The sequence below is a fragment of the Streptomyces sp. NPDC001002 genome (assembly GCF_053599215.1).
This window is the reverse complement of sequence record NZ_JBSFLV010000121.1, coordinates 1-21,277: the sequence shown is the minus strand read 5'-3', so window position 1 is coordinate 21,277 and position 21,277 is coordinate 1. Positions and strand designations below refer to the sequence as shown.

Annotated in this window: 21 protein-coding genes; 12 read left to right on the top strand and 9 right to left on the bottom strand. The window is 70.5% G+C overall.

Annotation, left to right across the window (positions count from 1 at the left end):
* The first annotated feature begins 98 nt into the window (after positions 1-98).
* From ACWDR3_RS36740 to ACWDR3_RS36715, 6 genes are all read left to right on the top strand, one after another.
* Entirely contained in the window at positions 99-1,262 is a 1,164-nt protein-coding gene (locus ACWDR3_RS36740; protein WP_450356908.1) for an acyl-CoA dehydrogenase family protein, read from the top strand.
* An 82-nt stretch (positions 1,263-1,344) separates the two neighbouring features.
* A complete protein-coding gene (locus ACWDR3_RS36735; RefSeq protein WP_450356907.1) occupies positions 1,345-2,490 on the top strand; it encodes a thiamine pyrophosphate-dependent dehydrogenase E1 component subunit alpha in 1,146 nt (381 codons plus the stop codon).
* Between the two features lie 8 nt (positions 2,491-2,498).
* Complete coding sequence (locus ACWDR3_RS36730) at positions 2,499-3,455, top strand: alpha-ketoacid dehydrogenase subunit beta (protein ID WP_450356915.1); 957 nt, start codon at positions 2,499-2,501, stop codon at positions 3,453-3,455.
* Positions 3,456-3,470: 15 nt separating this feature from the next.
* Positions 3,471-4,781, top strand: coding sequence for a dihydrolipoamide acetyltransferase family protein (locus ACWDR3_RS36725; RefSeq protein ID WP_450356906.1), 1,311 nt, complete (start codon positions 3,471-3,473; stop codon positions 4,779-4,781).
* Between the two features lie 157 nt (positions 4,782-4,938).
* Positions 4,939-5,646, top strand: coding sequence for an alpha/beta fold hydrolase (locus tag ACWDR3_RS36720; RefSeq protein WP_450356905.1), 708 nt, complete (start codon positions 4,939-4,941; stop codon positions 5,644-5,646).
* Between the two features lie 62 nt (positions 5,647-5,708).
* Positions 5,709-6,305, top strand: a complete 597-nt coding sequence (locus tag ACWDR3_RS36715; RefSeq protein ID WP_450356904.1) for a helix-turn-helix domain-containing protein — start codon at positions 5,709-5,711, stop codon at positions 6,303-6,305.
* A gap of 69 nt (positions 6,306-6,374) precedes the next feature.
* On the opposite strand, the gene ACWDR3_RS36710 is transcribed toward ACWDR3_RS36715, so the two are convergent.
* From ACWDR3_RS36710 to ACWDR3_RS36700, 3 genes are read right to left on the bottom strand one after another with little or no spacing between them, the layout of a single operon-like run.
* Complete coding sequence (locus tag ACWDR3_RS36710; RefSeq protein WP_450356903.1) at positions 6,375-7,388, bottom strand: VOC family protein; 1,014 nt, start codon at positions 7,386-7,388, stop codon at positions 6,375-6,377.
* Positions 7,385-8,257, bottom strand: coding sequence for an alpha/beta fold hydrolase (locus tag ACWDR3_RS36705; RefSeq protein ID WP_450356902.1), 873 nt, complete (start codon positions 8,255-8,257; stop codon positions 7,385-7,387). Before ACWDR3_RS36705 ends, ACWDR3_RS36710 begins: the two co-directional genes overlap by 4 nt.
* Positions 8,258-8,265: 8 nt before the next feature.
* Positions 8,266-9,834, bottom strand: a complete 1,569-nt coding sequence (locus ACWDR3_RS36700) for a bifunctional 3-(3-hydroxy-phenyl)propionate/3-hydroxycinnamic acid hydroxylase (protein ID WP_450356901.1) — start codon at positions 9,832-9,834, stop codon at positions 8,266-8,268.
* Positions 9,835-9,978: 144 nt separating this feature from the next.
* Here ACWDR3_RS36700 and ACWDR3_RS36695 point away from each other — a divergent pair, with 144 nt between their 5' ends.
* The 3 genes from ACWDR3_RS36695 to ACWDR3_RS36685 all read left to right on the top strand — a co-directional run bounded on the left by ACWDR3_RS36695 (position 9,979) and on the right by ACWDR3_RS36685 (position 13,125).
* A complete protein-coding gene (locus tag ACWDR3_RS36695) occupies positions 9,979-10,638 on the top strand; it encodes a TetR/AcrR family transcriptional regulator (protein WP_450356900.1) in 660 nt (219 codons plus the stop codon).
* The gene (locus ACWDR3_RS36690; protein ID WP_450356899.1) at positions 10,635-11,669 is read left to right on the top strand and encodes an amidohydrolase family protein; all 1,035 of its coding nucleotides are present in this window, start codon (positions 10,635-10,637) and stop codon (positions 11,667-11,669) included. The genes ACWDR3_RS36695 and ACWDR3_RS36690 overlap by 4 nt, the downstream gene beginning before the upstream one ends.
* 79 nt (positions 11,670-11,748) lie before the next feature.
* Entirely contained in the window at positions 11,749-13,125 is a 1,377-nt protein-coding gene (locus ACWDR3_RS36685) for an FAD-dependent oxidoreductase (RefSeq protein ID WP_450356898.1), read from the top strand.
* A 47-nt stretch (positions 13,126-13,172) separates the two neighbouring features.
* Here the strand turns inward: ACWDR3_RS36685 and ACWDR3_RS36680 are convergent, their stop codons facing one another.
* On the bottom strand, positions 13,173-14,240 hold the full coding sequence (locus tag ACWDR3_RS36680) for a Glu/Leu/Phe/Val dehydrogenase dimerization domain-containing protein (protein WP_450356897.1): 1,068 nt from the start codon (positions 14,238-14,240) through the stop codon (positions 13,173-13,175).
* 79 nt (positions 14,241-14,319) lie between these two features.
* On the opposite strand from ACWDR3_RS36680, the gene ACWDR3_RS36675 reads away from it, so the two are divergent.
* The gene (locus ACWDR3_RS36675) at positions 14,320-14,799 is read left to right on the top strand and encodes an Lrp/AsnC family transcriptional regulator (RefSeq protein WP_450356896.1); all 480 of its coding nucleotides are present in this window, start codon (positions 14,320-14,322) and stop codon (positions 14,797-14,799) included.
* Positions 14,800-14,818: 19 nt separating this feature from the next.
* Here the strand turns inward: ACWDR3_RS36675 and urtE are convergent, their stop codons facing one another.
* The 5 genes from urtE to urtA form a co-directional block, all read right to left on the bottom strand.
* Positions 14,819-15,511, bottom strand: a complete 693-nt coding sequence (gene urtE, locus ACWDR3_RS36670; protein WP_450356895.1) for an urea ABC transporter ATP-binding subunit UrtE — start codon at positions 15,509-15,511, stop codon at positions 14,819-14,821.
* A 4-nt stretch (positions 15,512-15,515) separates the two neighbouring features.
* Entirely contained in the window at positions 15,516-16,343 is an 828-nt protein-coding gene (gene urtD / locus ACWDR3_RS36665; RefSeq protein WP_450356894.1) for an urea ABC transporter ATP-binding protein UrtD, read from the bottom strand.
* A complete protein-coding gene (gene urtC, locus ACWDR3_RS36660) occupies positions 16,340-17,446 on the bottom strand; it encodes an urea ABC transporter permease subunit UrtC (RefSeq protein ID WP_450356893.1) in 1,107 nt (368 codons plus the stop codon). The genes urtD and urtC overlap by 4 nt, the downstream gene beginning before the upstream one ends.
* A complete protein-coding gene (gene urtB / locus ACWDR3_RS36655; protein WP_450356892.1) occupies positions 17,443-18,327 on the bottom strand; it encodes an urea ABC transporter permease subunit UrtB in 885 nt (294 codons plus the stop codon). Before urtB ends, urtC begins: the two co-directional genes overlap by 4 nt.
* Before the next feature lie 75 nt (positions 18,328-18,402).
* Positions 18,403-19,656, bottom strand: coding sequence for an urea ABC transporter substrate-binding protein (urtA, locus tag ACWDR3_RS36650; protein ID WP_450356891.1), 1,254 nt, complete (start codon positions 19,654-19,656; stop codon positions 18,403-18,405).
* Positions 19,657-20,068: 412 nt separating this feature from the next.
* On the opposite strand from urtA, the gene ACWDR3_RS36645 reads away from it, so the two are divergent.
* Both ACWDR3_RS36645 and ACWDR3_RS36640 read left to right on the top strand, forming a co-directional pair.
* Positions 20,069-20,509 carry an SRPBCC family protein gene (locus tag ACWDR3_RS36645; RefSeq protein ID WP_450356890.1) on the top strand — a complete coding sequence of 147 codons (441 nt, stop codon included), beginning with the start codon at positions 20,069-20,071 and terminating at the stop codon, positions 20,507-20,509.
* 121 nt (positions 20,510-20,630) lie between these two features.
* Positions 20,631-21,277, top strand: a 647-nt coding sequence (locus tag ACWDR3_RS36640; RefSeq protein WP_450356889.1) for a serine/threonine-protein kinase, incomplete at its 3' end; no start/stop codon positions are given.

The window sequence follows — 21,277 nt, the reverse complement described above, 5'->3', positions numbered from 1 at the left end:
CCACTTAATTGCAATGCCCCGGGAGCGCGGGCTCCACTGTCTGCATCCGCCCGCAGCCGACCCCCGGAGGACGGGGGCAGAAGACAAGGGGCCCAGCGGTGAAGGTTGAGCGCGAACTGCCCTCCAGTGAAGCCCGCGAGCTGCTGGAGCTGACGATCGACATCGCGGACCGTGAACTCGCGCCCCGCGCGGCCGAGTTCGAGGAGACGGAACGCTTCCCACGCGAGGTGTTCGGCCTGCTCGGCGAGGCCGGACTGCTGACGCTGCCGTACAGCGAGGACGCGGGCGGGGGCGGCCAGCCCTACGTCGTCTATCTCCAGGTCCTGGAGGAACTGGCCGCCCGCTGGGCCGCCGTGGCGGTCGGGGTCAGCGTGCACACCCTGTCCTGCCACCCGCTCGCGGCCTTCGGTTCGGCGGCGCAGCAAAAGGAGCTGCTGCCCTGGCAGTTGAGCGGCACCGCGCTGGGCGCCTACTGCCTGTCGGAGGAACACGCGGGCTCGGATCCCGCGGCTCTGCGCGCCGTCGCCGTCGAGCACAAGGACGAGCACAAGGACGAGGACCGCTGGTTGGCCCGGGGCACCAAGGCCTGGGTCACGCACGGCGGACAGGCCGACTTCTACACCGTGTTCCTCCGGACCTCCCCGGACGCGCGGCGCGGGATCTCGTGCTTCCTGGTCGACGCAACGGCCTCCGGGCTCAGCGCGGGTGCCCCGGAACGCAAGATGGGTCTGCGCAGTTCGACCACCGCGGTCATGCACTTCGACGACGTGTCCATCCCCGCCGACCGGCTGATCGGTGAGCCCGGACAGGGGCTGCAGATCGCGCTGTCCGCACTCGACGCGGGCCGGCTCGGCATCGCCGCCGTGGCCGTGGGCATCGCGCAGGCCGCACTGAACCACGCCGTCGAATACGCCCGTGAGCGGCGGACGTTCGGGCGCTCGATCATCGAGCACCAGGGGGTGGGCTTCCTCCTTGCCGACATGGCCGCGCGGACCGAGGCGGCCCGGGCCACGTATCTGGCCGCCGCCCGCCGCAAGGACGCCGGGCAGTCCTACAGCCGGCAGGCGAGCATCGCCAAGCTGATCGCCTCGGACACGGCCATGTCGGTGACCACGGACGCGGTGCAGGTGCTCGGCGGGGCGGGGTACGTCCGGGAGCACCCGGTGGAGCGCTATATGCGGGAAGCCAAGATCACCCAGATCTTCGAAGGCACCAACCAGATCCAGCGGTTGGTGATCAGCCGGCATCTGGCCGGTGCGTGATCCGGTGTCTGAGCCGCTGCCCGATCCAACCCCCGGCCCGGTGACCCGTCCGACGAGAAGCACTCCCGGAGGAAGACCTCACATGCAAGAACCCGTAGCCGCCGAGCCCGCAGATCCCGAAGTGGCGTCCGCCGACCCGCCGTTGCAACTGCTGGACCCCGCGGGGACTCTCCGCACCGACCCCCACCTGGAGTTGGACCCCGCGACCGTCGATCTCCCCTCCCTCTACCGGGACATGGCCCTCACCCGGCGCCTGGACACCGAGGCCATCGCCCTGCAACGCCAGGGCGAGTTGGGACTCTGGCCGTCGCTGCGCGGTCAGGAGGCGGCGCAGATCGGCGCGGCGCACGCACTGCGCGGCCAGGACATGGTGTTCCCGACCTACCGCGAACACGGAGTGGCCTGGTGCCGCGGCCTGGACCCGGTGTCCCTGCTGGGGCTCTTCCGCGGCACCACGCTGGGCGGCTGGGACCCGTACGCGCATCGCTTCAATCTGTACACGCTGGTGATCGGGGCCCAGACCCTGCACGCCGTCGGGTACGCGATGGGCCTGGTCAGGGACGACCGGACCGGCTCGGGGCGGGCCGATCGCGACACGGCCGTGCTGGCGTTCCTCGGTGACGGCGCGCTCAGCGAGGGGGAGACGAACGAGGCGTTCGTCTGGGCCGCCGCGCAGAGTCTGCCGGTGGTGTTCTTCTGCCAGAACAACCAGTGGGCGATCTCCGCGCCCTACAGCGTCCAGAGCCCGGTCCCGGCGGCCAGGCGCGCGGCCGGATACGGCTTTCCCGGCGTACGGGTCGACGGCAACGACGTACTGGCCTGTCTGGCCGCCACCCGGCAGGCGCTTCAACGGGCCCGCTCCGGTGGCGGTCCCACGCTGATCGAGGCGGTCACCTACCGGATCAACGCCCACACCACGGCCGACGACGCGAACCGGTACCGCGACGCCGCCGAGACCGAGGACTGGGCGGCGCGTGATCCCTTGGCGCGGCTCCGGGCCCATCTGCTGTCGGTGGGTGCGGTGGACGAGGAGTACTTCGCGGACGTCGACCAGCGCGAGCGCGAACTGGCCGAGCGGCTGCGCGCCGGCTGCCGCGCCCTTCCCGAACCGGATCCGGCCGCGCCCTTCGAGCACGCGTACGCGGAGATGCCGGCCGAACTACGCCAACAGCTCGACGACCACCTGGAGTTCGTCGCCCTCGGGCAGCAGGACGGAGCGCCACAGTGACCGTGTCCATGGTGAAAGCCCTCAACGACGGCCTGCGCCAGGCCCTGCGCGACGATCCCAAGGTCCTGCTCATGGGCGAGGACATCGGCCGGCTCGGGGGCGTGTTCCGCGTGACGGACGGGCTGCGCAAGGAGTTCGGCGACCTGCGGGTGATCGACACCCCGCTGGGTGAGGCGGGCATCGTCGGAGCCGCCATCGGCCTCGCGATGCGCGGCTACCGGCCGGTCTGCGAGATCCAGTTCGACGGTTTCGTCTATCCGGCCGTCAACCAGATCGTCAGCCAGCTCGCCAAACTCCGGCACCGCTCGGCGGGGTTGCTGTCCATGCCCGTCGTGATCCGTATCCCGTACGGCGGTGGCATCGGGTCGATCGAGCACCACTCGGAGTCGCCGGAGACCTACTTCGCCCACACGGCCGGCCTGAAAGTCGTCACCTGCTCCTCGCCGCACGACGCCTTCCACATGATCCGGCAGGCGGTGAGCGACGACGACCCCGTGGTCTTCCTCGAACCCAAGCGGCACTACTGGGCCAAGGGCGAGGTCGACCCGGACGCCCAACGCCCCCTGCACCGGGCCGAGATCCGACGCGCCGGAACCGACGTGACGCTCATCGCCTACGGTCCCACCGTCCCCGCCGCCCTCAAGGCGGCCGACGCGGCGGCCGAGGAGGGACGCAGCGTGGAGGTCGTCGACCTGCGCAGCCTCTCCCCGTGGGACACGACCACCGTCCGCGCGTCCGTGCGGCGCACCGGCCGGGCCGTCGTCGTCCACGAGGCCGCCCGCTCCCACGGGTTCGGCGCCGAGGTCGCCGCCCGGCTCCAGGACGAGGAGTTCTACCACCTCGAAGCACCCGTCGTGCGCGTGACCGGGTACGACACCCCCTACCCGCCGAGCCGACTGGAGTCGGACTGGCTCCCCGGTGTCGACAGGATCCTCAACGCCATCGACCGCAGCCTGAGTTACTAGGAAGGGTCCGTCACCGTGTCGAACCCGCAGCAGTTCCTGCTCCCCGACGTCGGCGAAGGCCTGACCGAGGCGGAGATCGTCAACTGGTCGGTCCAGCCCGGCGACACCGTCGAGGTCAACCAGGTCCTCGTCGAGGTGGAGACGGCCAAGGCCGTGGTCGAACTCCCTTCGCCGTACGCCGGGTTGGTGATCGCCCTGCACGCCGAAGTGGGCGACTCACTGGACGTCGGCAAGCCCCTCATCACGATCGACTCCGCCGCGGTGGCGCCCGCGCAGCAGCAGTCGGACCCGGAACAGGCGGCACTGCTGGTCGGATACGGGCCGCAGGAGCAGGGCACCCGACGCCGGCGCGGCGCGCCCGTCACCGCCTCCCCGACCCCGAACCGGGCCCCGGACCCGGCCCCGCAAGCCGAGCCTGCGAACGGCTCCCTCACCCGGCCCGCCACCAAACCCCCCGTACGCAAGCTCGCCAAGGACCTCGGCGTCGACCTCACCACCGTCTCCCCCACCGGCCCCGGCGGAACCGTCACCCGCGACGACGTCTACCGGGCCGCCGAACGCGCGGAGACGGCGGCCGCCTCAACTCCCGACATTCCGAGGTCCGTTGCACCGCAACAGCCCGAGACCCGCATCCCCGTCCGAGGAGTGCGCAAGCACACGGCCGCCGCCATGGTCGCCTCAGCGTTCACCGCACCGCATGTCACCGAGTTCATCACGGTCGACGTGACCGCGACGATGCGGCTGCGTGAACTCGTCGCGGGCAGGCGGGAGTTCCGGGACGTACGCGTCACTCCCCTGTTGTTCTTCGCCCGGGCTCTCCTGATCGGCCTGGCCAAGACACCCGAGGCGAACAGCAGTTGGGACGAGAGCGCTCAGGAGATCGTGCTGAAGCACTACGTCAATCTCGGGGTCGCGGCGGCCACGGACCGCGGTCTGGTCGTGCCCAACATCAAGGGCGCGGACGGGATGTCGCTGCGTGAACTCGCGGAGGCGCTGGCGGGGTTGACCGCCACGGCCCGCTCCGGCCGCACGTCTCCGCAGGACATGCAGGGCGGCACGATCACCCTCACCAACGTCGGCGTCTTCGGCGTCGACACCGGCACGCCGATCCTGAACCCGGGCGAGGCCGCGATCCTCGCCGTGGGCGCCGTCCGCCGTATGCCGTGGGTGGTCCAGGACGACCATGGCGAGGAACGCATCGAGCCGCGCTGGGTCACACAGCTTGCGCTCTCGTTCGACCACCGGCTCATGGACGGCAAACAGGGTTCCGAGCTGCTGGCGGATGTGGCGGCGGTGCTGCATGAGCCGGGGTTGGCGATGCTGTAGACGCGGCTCCCGCCGGGTGACGCGACCTCCGCCGATCGGCCTCGTAGGCAAAATTACTTGCCTACGAGGTTGACCGGGGTGGCGCGGCCCACCATCCTGGCGACATCGGCCGCACGGCCGCTGAAGCTTGGGTCGGACCTCAGGGAGAGTGGAAGCGATGGCGACCTTTGTACTCGTGCACGGTTCATGGGGCGGCGGCTGGGTCTGGGACCGGCTGCGGCCGCTGCTGGAGGAGGCCGGTCACACCGTGCTGACGCCCACCCTCACCGGTCTCGCCGAACGGCACCATCTCTCCACGCCGGACGTCGGGGTGAGCCTCCACGCCCAGGACATCGCCGAGCTGCTGACCTTCGACCGCGTCGAGGACGCGATCCTGGTCGGGCACAGCTACGGCGGCATGGTGATCACGGCGGCGGCCGCGCTCGTCCCCGACCGTGTCGGGCAGGTGGTGTACGCGGACGCGTTCTCGCCGACGACCGGTGACTCGGCGTTCTCCCTGCTGCCGTGGCTGGAGAAGGCGTTCGCCGAGACGCCCGCACAGGCGGAGTGGGAGGTGGCACCGCTGGATCCCGCGCTCCTCGGCGCGGACGAGGACGGCACCGCCTGGCTGGCCGCCAAGCTGACGCCGATGCCCCTGCGCACCCACCAGGAACCGCTCGGACCGGGCAGCGAAGAGGTGCTCGCCGCGAAACCGGTCACCTACCTCCACTGTGCCGATCAGGGCTTCTTCGCGGATCTGATCCCCTCCGCACAGAGTCGCGGGTTCCGGATCGTGGGCCTGACCGGGATCACCCACGTCGGCCTGCTGACCCACCCGCGGACGCTCGCGGACGAGCTGCTGGCCCTGGCCCCGGCGGCGGACTGACGCCGGCCGACCGTACCCGACAGGCGCGCCGAATTGCCTCACAGGCGTGTTATCGTGCCGAAATGTCGATCGAGGACGACGCGGATCTCTGGGTGGCCCAGCGCCTCAAGGAACTGCGCAGCGAGCGTGGCATCACCCTGACGACGCTGGCCGAGCAGACGGGCATCTCGTCGGCGCACCTGTCGCGCCTGGAGAAGGGGCTGCGCAAGCCGTCCATCGGGAGCCTGCTGCAGATCGCCCGCGTGTACGGCGTCTCCATCAGCGAGTTGGTGCAGGAACCGGACGCGGACGACTTCCATCTGGTGCGCGCCGACGCGGCGATGACCCGAGACGGCCAGGACGGCCGGTACACGGTGCTGAGCGGACCGCGCGAGACGATGTCCGTGATCCGCGTGGTGCTGGAGCCCGGCAAGCACACCAAGATGGCCAAGCACGTCGGCGAGGAGTGGCTGCACGTGCTGGCGGGGGCGATCACGCTCGACATCTCCGGCAAGTCGCTGGACCTGGCGGCGGGCGACTCGGTGCACTTCGACTCGTCGAAGGAGCACCGCGTCCTCAACGACGAGGAGGCCGACGCCACCGTCCTGATCGCCTCCACGGCCGCGACCGTCCCCATGCGCCACCCCATCCCCGCGTCCCGACGCGGCGCGGCCGGCTGATCACGCCGTAGGCGCGTCCCGGATACGGCCGTCCGCATCGCGGGTAGGTCGACCCCGTGACCGTCCCGCTCAGTCGTCCGGGATCCCGGCGCCGCTCAGGGCGGGGACGGTCTCCTCGGTACGGGCGAGGGAGCGGGCGCCGAGGCGGAACTGGGCGAGTCTGTCGACGATCGTCTGTCCGACCGGCGTGTGGCCCCACACGCTGATGCCCTGGTGGGTGCTGGGTTGCCAGGTCGACTCGTCGACGACGACCGGGTTCCAGCCGACCTCCCACTCGAAGCCCGACGGAGTGACGGCGTAGTACGACAGCTCCTTGTCGTTGGTGTGCTGACCGACGGACAGAGCCATGTCGAAGCCGAGTTCGTGCACCCGCTGGTAGCTGCGGGCCACGTCGTCGAGGGTGGCCGCCTGGATGTTGAGGTGCTGGACCCGGGTGCGGACCGGGTCGACGGGCAGTCCCTTGAGCGCGGCCACCGCGATGGAGTGGTGGCGTTCGTTGACGCGCAGGAAGCGGATCCTGAGCTTGGCGCCGCTGATCGTCTCGTCGATGTAATCGGTCAGTCGGGCGTCGAAGACATTGGTGAAGTAGCCGCGAACTCGGGCTGGTTGAGTTGACGTAAGCGCGATGTGCCCCATGCCGGAGTCGCCGGTGACGAAGCCGGACGCGAGCATGCGCAGTGGCTCGGACGAGGTCAGCGGGGTCGTGTAGATCTCCTGGACGATGCCCTTGGGACCGGGGAAGCGCAGCAGCCGTTCAACACCCCTCAACTGCGCTTCTTCCGCGGTCCCTTGAGAGACGGGAACGCCATGGGCACGGATCCGCGCCTCGATCCGCTCGAAGCTGACGTGGTCGTCGATGTGCCAGCCGGTGGCGACGACGTCCTCGGCCGGTCCGCGCCGCAGCAGGAAGCGGCACTCCTGGTCGTCGAGGCGGAACCGCATCAAGTCGGTGTCGAGGGCGTCGTGGTGCATGCCGATGGCGTCGGCTCCGAAGCGGCGCCAGTCCGCGAAGTGTTCGGTCTCCACGACGACGTAGCCGAGGTGCACGGAGCCGAAGACGGACGCCTCTCCCGGGGTGCTCATCGCCGCCCCGCCAGGAAGTCGGCGCACACGCGGTTGAACAGTTCGGCGCGCTCGAACTGCACCCAGTGGCCCGTGTTGGCGACCAGATAGAGATCACAGTCGGGCAGCCGCTCGGCCAGCATGCGGCCGCCGGAGGGCCGGTTGACCTGGTCGGCGGCGCCCCACAGGACGAGGGTGGGCACGGGCAGCCGGGACAGGCGCTCGTCGCGCGTGAAGTCCATCTTCCACAGCGTCCGCAGCGCGTTCGGGCCGGACGGGCGGGTCAGCGGCGGTGCCGCGACGACCTCCGGGTCGATGCTGTCCCGGTAGCGCGCGTCGATGACGCTGTCGGGCACGTCGGCCGCGTTGAAGACGAGGTATTGCCGGATGAACTTCTCCAGCTTCGGCCGCGAAGGCCCTTCCCCCGAGTAGTAGTTGAGGAGGCTGCTCAGACCCGGCGTGGGCAGAGCGCGCGTGACGCCGACACCGCCGGGGCCCATCAGGACCATCCGGTCGACCCGGTCGGGAGTGTCGAGAGCGAGCCGCAGCGCGCAGGCCCCGCCGTAGGAGTTGCCGACCAAGTGGGCCCGGTCCAGGCCGAGTCGGTCCAGCACACCGCGCATCGCGTCGGCCAGGTAACCGAAGGGGTCGGCGGCGTCGACGCCCTTGGTGCTGCGGCCGTAGCCGGGCAGGTCGGGCACGATCACCCGGTTCGACTTCGCCAACTCAGCGATATTTCGTGCGTAGTTGGCGACTCCGGAGGCGCCCGGTCCACCGCCGTGCAGCAGAACCACGGGCGGACCGTCACCGGTCTCGGCGACGAAGATCTCCTTGCCGGAGACGTCGAGCACGTACTCCTGCATGGCGGGCAGTTCGGTGTGTGTGGTCATGACGGTCCTCATCCCGTGGTCGTGACGGTCGGACGGAGCGCCGGGGTGAACCGGGCGGGTGGTGGCGGGAGTTGGGCTCCGGCCCGGGCAGCCGCGTAGACGTAGCCGTCCGGGCGCAGGGCGAGGACGGTCGCGCGGTGCTCGGCCAGCCAGGGCAGCAGCACGCCGTCGCTGTCGACGACCGTGCCCTCGGCGGGACGGGATCCGGCGGGGGTGACGGTCAACGCGGTGACGTTCCAGCGGGGTTGGGCCGTGGCCGTGCGCGCGTGCAGCAGCAGCCAGCGGCCGGCGAGTACGTCGTCCAGCCGGACGCGCGTCCCGTCGGGTGCGGTCACCCAGGGCTGAGGGATCTGGCTGCCGGACGCCTTGGTACGCGGCCGGGCCTGGAATCCGGCCGCGTGGCGCGCGACGGGGATCCACTGAGAGTCCTGCAACCAGGCGCCGAAACCGGGCACTTGCCCCAGGACGCGCAGTCCGCGGTCGCGAACGGCCGCCACCGTCCGGCGGCGCTCGGTGATGACCCGACCGACGAACACCGCCCGCCTGGTCACCTCTTTGACATGCGGTTTCCGCTCGGCCTCGTAGCTGTCGAGCACGTCCTCGCCCAACTCGCCCCGCAGCACCGCGTCGAGCTTCCAGCACAGGTTGGCCGCGTCCCGCACCCCGGCCGCCATCCCCTGCCCGATCCACGGCGGCATGGCGTGCGCGGCGTCACCCGCGAGGAAAACTCGGCCCACCCGGAAGCGGTCGGCGAAGCGGACGTGATGGCTGTAGACCGTGGCCCGTTGGATCCTGACGTCGTCCGCGCCGATCCCGTACCGCGCGAGCAGGCGATGGATCGCCTCGTCGGTCGTCAGGTACGTCTCGTCGTCGCCCGGCAGGATCGGGAACTCCCAGCGGTGGTGGCCGAGCGGGGTCGGACAGTCCACCGCGGGCCGGGCCGGATCGCAGCGGAACCGCAGCCGGTCGTGGCCGGGCCACGGCTTCAGCATCTCGGTGTCGACGACGACCCAGCGGTCCTCGTACGTCCGTCCCTCGTACCCGACGTTCAACTGGGCGCGGGTGAGGCTGGATCCGCCGTCGGCCGCGATGACGTAGGCAGCGCGGATCCGTCGTACCGAGTCGTCGTCGGTGGAGACCACGGTCAACTCCACGCCCTCGGCGTCCTGGCGCAGCCGCAGGCACTCGTGCCGCAGCAGTACCTCCACGTTCGGGTAGCGGTCGACGCCCTCGCGCAGGACCTGCTCCAACGCCGGTTGGTAGAGGAACATTTGGGCCGGATGGCCGTGTCCGCGCGGCGTCGGGCAGGCGCTGAGGAAGGAGCGGCCCCGCGCGTCCACGAAGTCGACCGGGCGCTCGGCGAGCATGTCCCGCTTCAGTCGCTCGGCGAGGCCCGCGCGCTGCCAGATCCGTACGACCTCCTCGTCGGTGGAGATCGCCCGCGCGCGGGAGTAGACCTCGGCGTCCCGCTCCAGGACGACCACCCGCAGGCCCGTCGCCCCGAGCAGGTTCGCGGCGGTGACGCCCGTGGGGCCGTAGCCGATCACCGCCACGTCGTAGGCACCGTCTGTGTCCATCAGCCACCTCACTGTGGTCGGTCCGTGCTGCCGCGGCTCATTGCTGTAACGCTTATTCCAATTGGAATGGTCGATACGGTAAGCTGGCCGCCAGAACCGGTCAAGGGCCGGTCAGCAGCCGAGCAGGACGGGAAGGCGCATCTCATGACCAGGGCCGCCGGGGCACAGAACGCGCGCAAGATGCGGGCGAACGGGGTGGAATCACGGCGGCGCATCCTGGACGCGACGGTGGAGATCGCCGGTGAGCGCGGCTACGAGGGCACGTCCATCGCGGCCGTGAGCGCCAAGTGCGGGCTGCCCGCCAGCTCCATCTACTGGCACTTCAAGGACAAGGACGACCTCATCGCGGCCGTCATCGAGCGCAGCTTCGAAGCCTGGCTGTCCGCGGTCGAGTTGCCCGGCGAGGACGCCGGCACCCCGCTGGAGCGGGTGCTGGTCATGGCCGCGAACATCGCCAACTCCCTTGTGGACGCACCGGACTTCCTCCGGCTCGGTCTGATGCTCGCGCTCGAACGCCGGCCCACCGAACCCCGCGGACGGACGGTGTTCCTCCAGGTCCGCGAGATCTCCCGGCAGCGGATCGCCGAAGTTGCCGCGACCCTCTTCCCCGACCTGGGCGCGAAGGACGTGGAGACACTCACCACCTACGCCATCGCCGGTGCCGACGGCCTGTTCGTGCACCGGGAGATCAACGGCGACTCCGTCGACCTCGTGGCGATGTTCGAGCTGCACGCCCGCCTAGTCCACGGCGCGGCCGTCCACATGGAGAGCAAGGCACGCACGGCCGAGAGGAACCAGGGATGACCACCGCCGCCCGTCGCGTCGACGTGCACCAGCACCTCGTACCGACCTTCTACCGCGATCTGCTCGCCAAGGCGGGGCTCACCGAGGCCGGTGGGCGGACGTTGCCGGAGTGGAGTGCCGAATCGGCGCTGGAGGCAATGGACTTGCTGAGTACGGAGACGGCCTTCGTGTCGGTCTCCACGCCCGGCACCGCGTTCCTCGACTCACCGGCCGAGGCCGCCGATCTGGCGCGCCGGCTCAACGACCACTCCGCGTCCCTGCCCGCCCAACACCCCGGCCGCTTCGGGTACTTCGCCACCCTGCCGATGCCCGATGTCGCCGCCTCCACCGCGGAGGCCGTGCGGGCACTGGACCAACTCGGCGCCGACGGGGTCACGTTGCTCGCCAACAACCAGGGTGTCTACCTCGGCGCGGACGGCCAGGACGCGCTGTGGCGGGCCCTGGACGAGCGGAGTGCCGTGGTGTTCGTCCACCCGGCCGAGCTGCCCGCCCCGCCCGTCGACGGCATCCCCCCGTTCGCCGCCGACTTCCTCCTGGACACCACGCGGGCCGCATATCTCCTCGTACGCAACGGTGTTGTGCGCACGTACCCGAACATCCGGTTCATCCTCAGCCACGCGGGCGGGTTCGTGCCGTACGCCTCGCATCGCATGGCCGTCTCGCTCGCCGGTGACATCGGGCGCAGTCCGCTGGACACCCTGGACGACTTCCGGAGCTTCTACTTCGACACCGCGCTGTCCTCCAGCCCGGCCGCGCTGCCGACGCTGCTGGCCTTCGCCAAGCCGGGACACGTCCTGTTCGGCAGCGACTGGCCGTTCGCGCCCGGACCCGCCGGGCAGTACTTCGCCCAGGGCCTCGACACCGGCGTACCGCCCGAACTCCTGCAGGCCGTCAACCGCACGAACGCCGAGGCCCTGTTCGCCCGCCTCGGTGGCACACCAGCCCCCGTTCCTCCCGTCCGCCTGCGCCAAGCCGCCCGCCGAGCGGCCGCCCGCCTCCTGTTCAAGCTCGTCCAACCCGGCACCGGCTGAGACCCGGCCGCGGAACCCGAGGGGTGGGCCGGGCGTTGGATCATCAGGACGGTCGGGTGGAGCCGGAACGGGGAGCTACATGGCACGGGTACTGGTCATCGGCGGCGGCATCGCGGGTACGACGACGGCGCTGGCCCTGCGCAAGGCGGGACTCCACGTCGTCGTGTACGAGGCGCACCCCGACTCCGCCGAGGACATCGGCGCGTTCCTGACCCTGGCGAGCAACGGCATGCGGGCCCTCGCGCAGCTCGACGCGTCGGCGGCGGTGGGCGCGGCCGGCTTCCCGCTCACCTCGATGCGCGTACTCGACGACAGCGGCGCGCAGTTGGCGCAGGTGCCGCTGGGCGAGGCCGCCGACCCGCAGCTGAGATACCGGTGCCTGCGCCGCGGTGAACTCAACACCGCGCTCCAGGCGGAGGCGCGGCGCCGGGGCATCGACATCCGGCACGGCACACGGCTCGCGGGCGTAGAGGAGGGCCCGGCCGGAGTGACGGTCCGCTTCACCGACGGCAGCACGGCCACGGGCGACCTCCTCATCGGCGCGGACGGCCTGAACTCCACGGTCCGCACGACGTTCGCCCCGGAGGTACGGCCGGTTTATGCGGGGCAGCGGGTGTTCTACGGGTATGTCGGGGGCCGGGGTGAGGCGGGAGCCGAGCCCTCAGGGGACCACACCTCCGTCACGTCGGCGGATCCCGCATCCACGGCCTCGACAGACTCCCCTGAAGACGACGCCCGCATCACCATGGTGCGTGGCAGTTCCGTCGCCTTCGGATACACGGTGTCGCCCGCCGGGGAGACCTTCTGGTTCGCGCGCGTGGGCGGTGATCCGCTGTCCGCCGAGGAGTTGGCGCAGGGCACGCCCGCCGACTGGCGCGAGCTGCTCGTGCCGTTGCTGCGCAAGGACGCCACGCCCGCCGCCGACCTGGTCGCGGCCACCTCCGACGAGCTCATGGTCACCAACGCCACCGAGATCCCCACGGGCACGCGCTGGCGCTCCGGCCGGACCCTGCTCATCGGCGACGCCGCCCACGCCGCCTCCCCCGCGACCGGGCAGGGCGCGTCGATGGCCATGGAGGACGCCGTCATCCTCGCCAAGTGCCTGCGCGACGCCCCGGACACGGACTCCGCGCTGTCCCTGTACGAGACACTCCGCCGCCCGCGCGTGGAGCACAACATCACGGTCAGCGGAAACATCTCCCGAGGCGCGCAGGCCCCGTCCCGGCCGGGTGCCGAGGGGTCTCCGTCCCGGCCGGGTGCCAGTACGCCTCCGCCCCGACCCGGCCCGAGCGCCCCTCCGTCCCGACCGGACACGGCCGCGCCGCCCAACCGGCCCGACCCGGGCGCACCGCCGAATCGCCCCGGCCCGCCCGCGCCCCCGTCCCGCCCGGGCGAGGACGACCTCGTCCGGCACCTGGACTGGGACACCAACATCTGGGAGCCGAAGGGCTGTTGACAGATCGCCAGTCGCGACAAGAGGTCAGTTGGCGAGGGGCGGTCCGCTCAAGCTCCCCGGCCCACAGTGACCCTCCCTCCACGCGGCGCGAGCCTCTCCGTGGCGAGCCGCTGAGCCTCGCGCAGCGGAGTCGTGCCGTTCCGGCGGGCCTCCTCCAGCAGCACGGTCACCGTGTCGCCGATGCCCTCGACGCGGCGCACCGCCTGCTCCCTGTCGAGCCGGTCGATCTCGCGGCCGAGGGTGTACACGACGCCACCCGCGCTCGCGACGAAGTCCGGTACCCAGACGACGCCCCGCTCGGCGAGGAGGTCGGCGACCGAGTCGTCAGTGAGCTGGTTGTTCGCCGGGCCGACCACGAGCCGTACGTCGAGCAGGGGCGCCGTCCGCGGGCTCAGCACCCCGCCGACGGCGGCCGGGACCAGGACGTCAGCCTGCGTGTCGAGCACCGCGTCGGGGTCGACCCAGTCGAGGCCGGACCGCTCGGCGGCCGTCCGCTTCGACGGGTCCACGTCGGAGACCAGCACCCGCGCGCCGTCCGCGGCGAGGCCGGCCGCGACCCGGCCGCCGACCGAGCCGAAGCCGCTGACCAGGACGGTACGGCCGGCGAGGGAGGGCTGCCCGAAGACGTGGTCCGCACCGGCCCGCAGGGCGGCGAGCACACCGGTGGCGGTCGGGACACCGGAGTCACCGGTGCCGCCGTGCTCCTCGGGGAGGCAGAAGACGTACGGAGAGGAGCGGCGCAGCACGACCATGTCGTCGGGTGTGGTGCCCACATCCGGGCCCGCGAGGTAGGAGCCCCCGAAGGAGGCGATGATCTCGCCCAGGTCGGCCAGTGCCGACTCCCTTAGTTCCGGGGTGAGTTCGGTGTGCTCGTCGAGGGCGACCACGCTCTTGGCGCCGCCGAAGTCAAGGCCGGACGCGGCGCACTTGTAGGTCATGGCCTCGGACAGCCGCAGCGCGTCGGTGAGTCCGTCGCGCCAGCTGCCGTAGCGCCGCATCCGGCAGCCGCCGACGGCCGGGCCCAGGGCGCGGGAGTGGATCGCGACGACGATCGGCAGCCCTGAGCGGGGGCCACGACGGAGGGTCACCTCTTCGTGCTCGAATGTTTGCGTCATGGTCGAGAAGCTAGGGTGATGTTCCGGACCGTGGTGAAGATCCCGAACGAAATTCGGCAGCGCCCGCACGGAGGCGATCGTGGACGAACTTGATACGGCGATCCTGCGGCATCTGCAGGAGGATGCTCGGCAACCCAACCGGGCCATCGCGGAGAAGGTCGGCATCGCTCCCTCCACCTGTCTGGAGCGCATCCGGCTGCTGCGGCAGCGCGGGGTGATCCGGGGCTACCGCGCGCAGGTCGCGCTGCCGGCGTTGAACCGCGGGGTGCAGGCGATGGTGGCAGCCACGGTCCGGCCGCTGAGCCGCGAGGTGGTGGCGGCCTTCGAGCAGTCGGTGTCCCGGCTGCCCGAAGTCCTGTCCGTCTACACGATGGCGGGCAACGACGACTTCCTGGTCCATGTCGCGGTTCAGGACATCGAGCATCTGCACGCCTTCCTGCTCGACCGGTTCACCAACCGCCGCGAGATCCTGAGCTTCCGCACGATGATCATCTACCAGCATCTGGCCAACCCAGTCCTGGAGCCGCTGCCGGTTCCTGGGGCCGACCTCAATCGCTGAGCGCTTCAGGCTGAGCGCCTCACACGCTGAGCGCCTCCCGCACCGCCTGCTCGGACTCCGCGCCGCCGACCCCCGTGGAGGTGACCCGGCCCGCTTCGAGCACGTAGTACCGCTGGGCCGCGCGCATGGCGAACCCGACGTGCTGCTCGACGAGCAGGACCGACAGGCCGCCGCGCCGGGCGAGCGCCAGGATCGTCTCCTCTATCTCCGCGACCACGGAGGGCTGGATGCCCTCGGTCGGTTCGTCGAGCAGCAGCAGCCTCGGCCGGGTCACCAGGGCGCGGGCCAGGGCGAGTTGCTGACGCTGGCCGCCGGAGAGCAACCCGGCCCGGCGGCCGGAGAGTTCACGCAGGACGGGGAAGAGGTCGAGGGCCTCCGCGATCGCTTCCTTCCCGTCCGGACGTCCGTCGGCGACGAGTTGGAGGTTCTCGGCGGTGGTCAGGTGCGGGAAGGACTGCTGGCCCTGCGGTACGTAGGCCATGCCGCGTGCCACTCGCTGGTGCGGGGCGAGACGGGTGATGTCCTCGCCGTCCAGCAGTACGGTCCCCGACTTCGGCTTCAACAGGCCCATCGCCGCGCGCAACAGCGTGCTCTTGCCGGCGCCGTTGTGACCGAGGACGGCCGCGACACCGTCCTTGGGGACGGAGACGGTCACGCCGTGCAGGACGGGGCTGCGGTCGTAACCGGCCCGGACGTTGCTCAACTCCAGCATGGCATCACGCCTCCTCGGCGACGGGAACGGCGGCAGCGGGCTCGGACACGGCGGCGGATCCGGGGGCGAGCACGGCCTCTGGCTCCGAGGCCCGCCCCAGATAGACCTCCTGCACCTTCGCGTCGGCCTGCACCTCAGCCACCGTGCCCTCGCTGAGCACCTTGCCTGCGTGCAGGACGCTCACGCTGCGCGCGAAGGAGCGCATGAAGTCCATGTCGTGCTCGATGACGACGACGGTGTGGTCCTCGCTGACGCGTTGCAGCAACTCACCCGTCGCCTCCCGCTCTTCGTGACTCATGCCGGCCACCGGCTCGTCCAGCAGCAGGAGTTGGACGTCCTGCACGAGCAGCATGCCGATCTCCAGCCACTGTTTCTGGCCGTGCGCGAGGACACCGGCCGGGCGGTCGCGCAGCTCGGTCAGGCCGGTGGTCTCCAGCGCCTTGGTGACCGACTCCGGTACGCCCGTGCGCCGACGGAGCATGGTCAGCGGTCCGCGCCCGGCGCCGGCGGCGATGTCCAGGTTCTGCAGCACCGTCAACTGCTCGAAGACCGTGGCCGTTTGGAACGTACGGCCGATCCCGAGGCGGGCGATCCGGTGCACCGGCTTGCCGAGCAGCTCGTCGCCGCCGAAGCGCACCGATCCGGTCGCCTTCACCAGGCCGGTGACCGCGTCGACGAGCGTCGTCTTGCCGGCGCCGTTCGGACCGATGAGGAAGCGCAGGTCGCCGGGGCGGATGTCGAGGTCGACGCCGTCGACCGCGGTGAAGCCGTCGAAGGTGACCCGCAGGTCACGGACGGTCAGCCCCTCGCCCTTGAGTTCCGAGCCACTCATGCCGTCTCCCCCACCGTCACAGCGACTGCTTCTTCCGTACGGATCACGGGTGTTGGACGCGTACGCCTCCTGCGCAGGACGCCCCACAGGGACGCCAGCCCGCCCGGCAGGAAGCCGACCGCCAGTACGAACAGCAGGCCCTGGAGGTAGGTCCACGCCGCCGGGAAGGCGTCGGAGAGCGTGCTCTGCGCCCAGGCCACGGCGATCGCGCCGAGCACCGCGCCGACCAGCGAGGCCCGGCCGCCGACGGCCGCGCCGATCACGAAGCCGATGGACGGCACGATCCCGATCAGCGCGGGCGAGATGATGCCCACCGCGGGTACGAACAGGGCGCCCGCGAGTCCCGCCATGCCGGCCGCGACGACGTACGCGACGAGCTTGACGTTGGCGGGGTCGTAGCCGAGGAAGCGGACCCGTTCCTCCGAGTCCCGTACCGCGACGAGGAGTTCGCCGTAGCGGCTGACGAACAGCTGGCGGGCCAGGGCCATCAGCACGAGCAGCACGGCGGCGATGATGAAGTACACCATCCGCTGGTTGACCGGGTCGTCCAGCGAGTAGCCGAAGAAGCCCTGGATGTCGGTGAGTCCGTTGGTGCCGCCGGTGGTGGCCTGCTGGCCGATCAGCCAGATCGACAGGGCGGCGGCGAGCGCCTGGCTGAGGATCGCGAAGTACGCGCCCTTCACCCGGCGCCGGAAGACGAAGAAGCCGAGCACCGCGGCGACGGCCATGGGCAGCAGCACGGTCATGGCGAGCGCGAAGAGCGGGTTGGTGAACGGCTCCCACCACCAGGGCAGCGTGTCCGAAGTGCCGTACAGCTGCATGAAGTCGGGGAGTTTCTCGCCGGTGGCGGCGGCGTCGGTGAGCTTGAGGTGCATGGCCATGGCGTAGCCGCCGAGGCCGAAGAAGACGCCCTGGCCGAGGACCATCAGGCCGCCGCGGCCCCAGGCGAGGCTGACGCCGACGGCGACGATGGCGTAGCAGAGGTACTTGGCGAGCAGGGAGAGGCGGAAGTCGGAGAGGGCGAGCGGGGCGACGCCCAGCAGCAGGACGGCGCCGAGGAGGAAGGCGCCCGGGACTCGGAGGCGGGTGAGGGTCGTCGTCATGCCAGGCTCCGGGTGCGCAGGGTGTACAGGCCCTGGGGCCGCCACTGGAGGAAGGCGACGATCGCCACGAGCACGCCGACCTTGGCGACGCTGACGGTGGTCGAGTACTCCAGGACCGACTGGAGCACGCCCAGTGCGAAGGCGGTGATGACGGCGCCCTTGAGCTGTCCGATGCCGCCGACGACCACGACGAGGAAGGCGTCGACGATGTAGTTGGTGCCCATCGTCGGGCCGATCGGGCCGACCAGGGTGAGCGCGACGCCGGCCACGCCCGCGAGGCCCGAGCCGATGAAGAAGGTGATCCGGTCGACCTGACCGGTCGCGATGCCGGAGACCTCGGCGAGGTCGCGGTTCTGCACGACGGCCCGGATGCGGCGGCCGAGCGGGGTGAACCGCAGGACCAGCGTGAGGCCGAGGACGCACAGCAGCGCCAACCCCAGAATGAACAGGCGGTTGTTGGCGAAGGTGACCCCGCCTGCCGAGATGTTGCCGGTGAGCAGATCGGGCGCCGCCGTCTGCACATTGGGGGCGCCGAAGACGTCCCGGGCCAGCTGCTGGAGCATCAGGGAGACGCCCCAGGTGACCAGCAGGGTGTCCAGGGGACGGGTGTAGAGGCGCCGGATGAGCAGCCATTCGAGCAGCGCGCCCATGGCACCGGCCACGAGGAAGGCCAGCGGCAGCGCGACGAGCAGGGAGACGCCGGCGCTGCTGATGGACTTCTGCAGCACGTACGTCGTGTAGGCGCCGGCCATGATGAACTCGCCGTGGGCCATGTTGATCACGCCCATCTGACCGAACGTCAGGGTCAGCCCGAGGGCGATGAGAAGCAGGACGGCACCGATGCTGACGCCGGTGAACGACTGGTTGAGGACGACCGTCATGAAGCGGCTCCGGGGGCTCCGGGAGGGGACGGGGGTGCGGGTGCCGGCAGGGGCGACCAGAGGGCTGACGGAACGTCAGGAGAGGCTGCTCGCCCAGGAGTAGCCCTTCAGGTACGGGTCCGGCTTGATCGGCTTGCCCGAGTTCCAGACCTCCTCGATGAGGCCGTCGGAGCCGACCTTGCCGATGCGGGCGGTCTTGTAGACGTGCTGGGTGGCGCCGTCGACGGTGACCTTGCCCTCGGGTGCCTCGAAGACGATGCCGTCACTGGCCGCCTTGACCTTGGCGACGTCGAAGGAACCGGCCTTCTCGACCATCTCCTTCCACAGGTAGACCGAGATGTAGGCGGCCTCCATCGGGTCGGAGGTCGGCTTGTCCTTGCCGTAGGCGGCCTGATAGGCCTTCACGAACGTGGTGTTGGCGGCGCCCGGGGTGGTCTCGTAGTAGTTCCAGGCGGTCAACTGGCCTTCCAGGTACTGCGTTCCGATGCTCTTGACCTCCTCCTCGGCGATCGAGACGGAGAGCACCGGCAGGCTCTTGGCGGTCAGGCCCGCGGATTTGTACTCCTTGAAGAAGGCCACGTTGCTGTCGCCGTTGAGAGTGTTGAAGACGGCGTCCGCGCCGGCGCCCTTGACCTTGTTGGTGATGGTGCTGAACTCGGTGGAGCCCAGCGGCGCGTAGTCCTCGCCGACCACCGTCATGCCCTTGGCCTTCGCGTACGCCTTGATGATCTTGTTGGCGGTGCGCGGGAAGACGTAGTCGCTGCCGACCAGGTAGAGCCGGGTCAGGCCCTGCTTCTTGAGGTAGTCGAGGGCGGGCACGATCTGCTGGTTGGTGGTGGCCCCGATGTAGAAGATGTAGGGCGACTGCTCCAGGCCCTCGTACTGCACCGGGTAGAACAGCAGCGACTTGTAGCGCTCGAAGACCGGCTTGACCGCCTTGCGGCTGGCGGAGGTCCAGCAGCCGAAGGTGGCCACGACCTTGTCGTCCTTGATCAGGGCCTCCGCCTTCTCGGCGAAGGTCGGCCAGTCGGAGGCGCCGTCCTGACTGATCGGCTTGAGCGTCTTGCCCAGCACCCCGCCGGCCGCGTTGATCTCCTTCACGGCGAGCAACAGCGCGTTGTGGACGGTCACTTCACTGATCGCCATGGTGCCCGAGAGCGAGTTCAGCAGACCCACCTTGACGGTACTGCCCGAGGTGTCGGCCTTGGCCCCGGCGCCGGACGAGGTCTCGGTACCGGTCTTGGCGCCACAGGCGCTGAGCGCGGCGGACGCGCCGACGGCCGAGGCGCCGACCAGCAGACCACGTCGGCTGATGCTGAACCCGGACATGCAATACCTCCTTGCCCGAAGGCAGATGAAAAGAGATCGTGAAATTCGGGAAGGGAATACGAACCGCCCACGTGGCGGCCTGAGCTGCGGAAGCGCGGACCACAGACTGCGCCGGGCCTGTTTCCTTCGCGTTTCGCGGCGATTGATGAACCGTTGCGCTTGACGCACGGCAAAAAGAATCAACAGGCGTGCGGAGATGCGCGGTTGAAGGCATCTCGGTAAGGGCAATTATTACTTCCTGCGGAAACTAACCGGTTCACAGTGCCTTCGCGACCGCCCGATCCGCGGCGGACGACCGGCTCCCCGACCGAGTCGTCCGGTCTACGTCTTTCGGTGATTGCGCGGCTGGGCCAAGTGCGTGACGGGCCGGTGAACACGCCGTTGAGCAGCCGCGATTCCCTACGATCGTCGTGTGGTCACCTTCGAGCTCGAACGCACGGCACCCCTGCCCCTGGCCGAGGCATGGCGCCGCCTCACCGAGTGGCCCCGGCACGGCGAGGTGGTCCCGCTGACCCGGGTCACCGTGGCCACGCCCGCCCCGACACAGGTGGGCACGGTGTTCGTGGCCCGCTCTGGGCTCGGCCCGCTCGGCTTCGACGACCGGATGGAGGTCACGCTGTGGCAGCCCCCGACGGACGACGAGCCCGGCCTGTGCCGGCTGGAGAAGCGGGGGCGGGTCGTGCGGGGCTGGGCCGAGATCGAGGTACGGCAGGGCCCCGGCGGGCGCAGCCGGGTGGTGTGGCGCGAGGAGTTGGGAGTGCGGCTGCTGCCCGGGCTCTTCGACCCGGTGCTCGCGACGGCGGGCCGGTACGTGTTCGGGCGGGCGGTCAACCGGCTGCTCAGGATGGAGTGACCGTGCCGGTGAACCGACCGGTCGGTTCACCGGTCGGTGGACTGGCCCGCGAACCGACGCCCTAGTCTGAACCCCTTGAGCGGTCCGTCCAGACCGGGGAATGGGGAAAGGTGACCGGCGCATGTCGCTGAGCTCCGGAAATGCCGAGTCCACCGGCGCGCCCATAGCCGGCTACACGCTGATCGACCGACTGGGCAGCGGCGGTATGGGCGTCGTGCATCTGGGGCTCTCGGCCTCGGGGCGACAGGTCGCGATCAAGGTCGTGCACGCGCAGTACGCGCTGGACGAGGAGTTCCGGGCCCGCTTCCGGCAGGAGGTCGCGGCGGCGAGACGGGTGAGCGGCGCGTTCACCGCGCCGGTCGTGGACGCCGATCCCGACGCCGAGCAGCCGTGGATGGCGACGCTGTACGTACCGGGGCGCACGCTGACCGAAGTGGTCGCCGAACAGGGCCCGTTGAGCGGACGCCGGCTGCGCACCCTCGCACTGGGCCTGGTCGAGGCGCTGCGGGACATCCATCGGGCCGGGGTCGTGCACCGGGACCTGAAGCCGAGCAACGTCCTCATCGCGGAGGACGGTCCACGCGTCATCGACTTCGGCATCTCGCGCGCCGCCGACAACGAGGACCTCACGGTCACCGGCCGGCTGATCGGCACCCCGCCCTTCATGTCACCGGAACAGTTCTCCTCCCCCAGGGACGTCACCGCCGCCTCGGACGTCTTCTCGCTCGGCTCGCTCCTGGTGTACGCGGCCACCGGCAACCGCCCCTT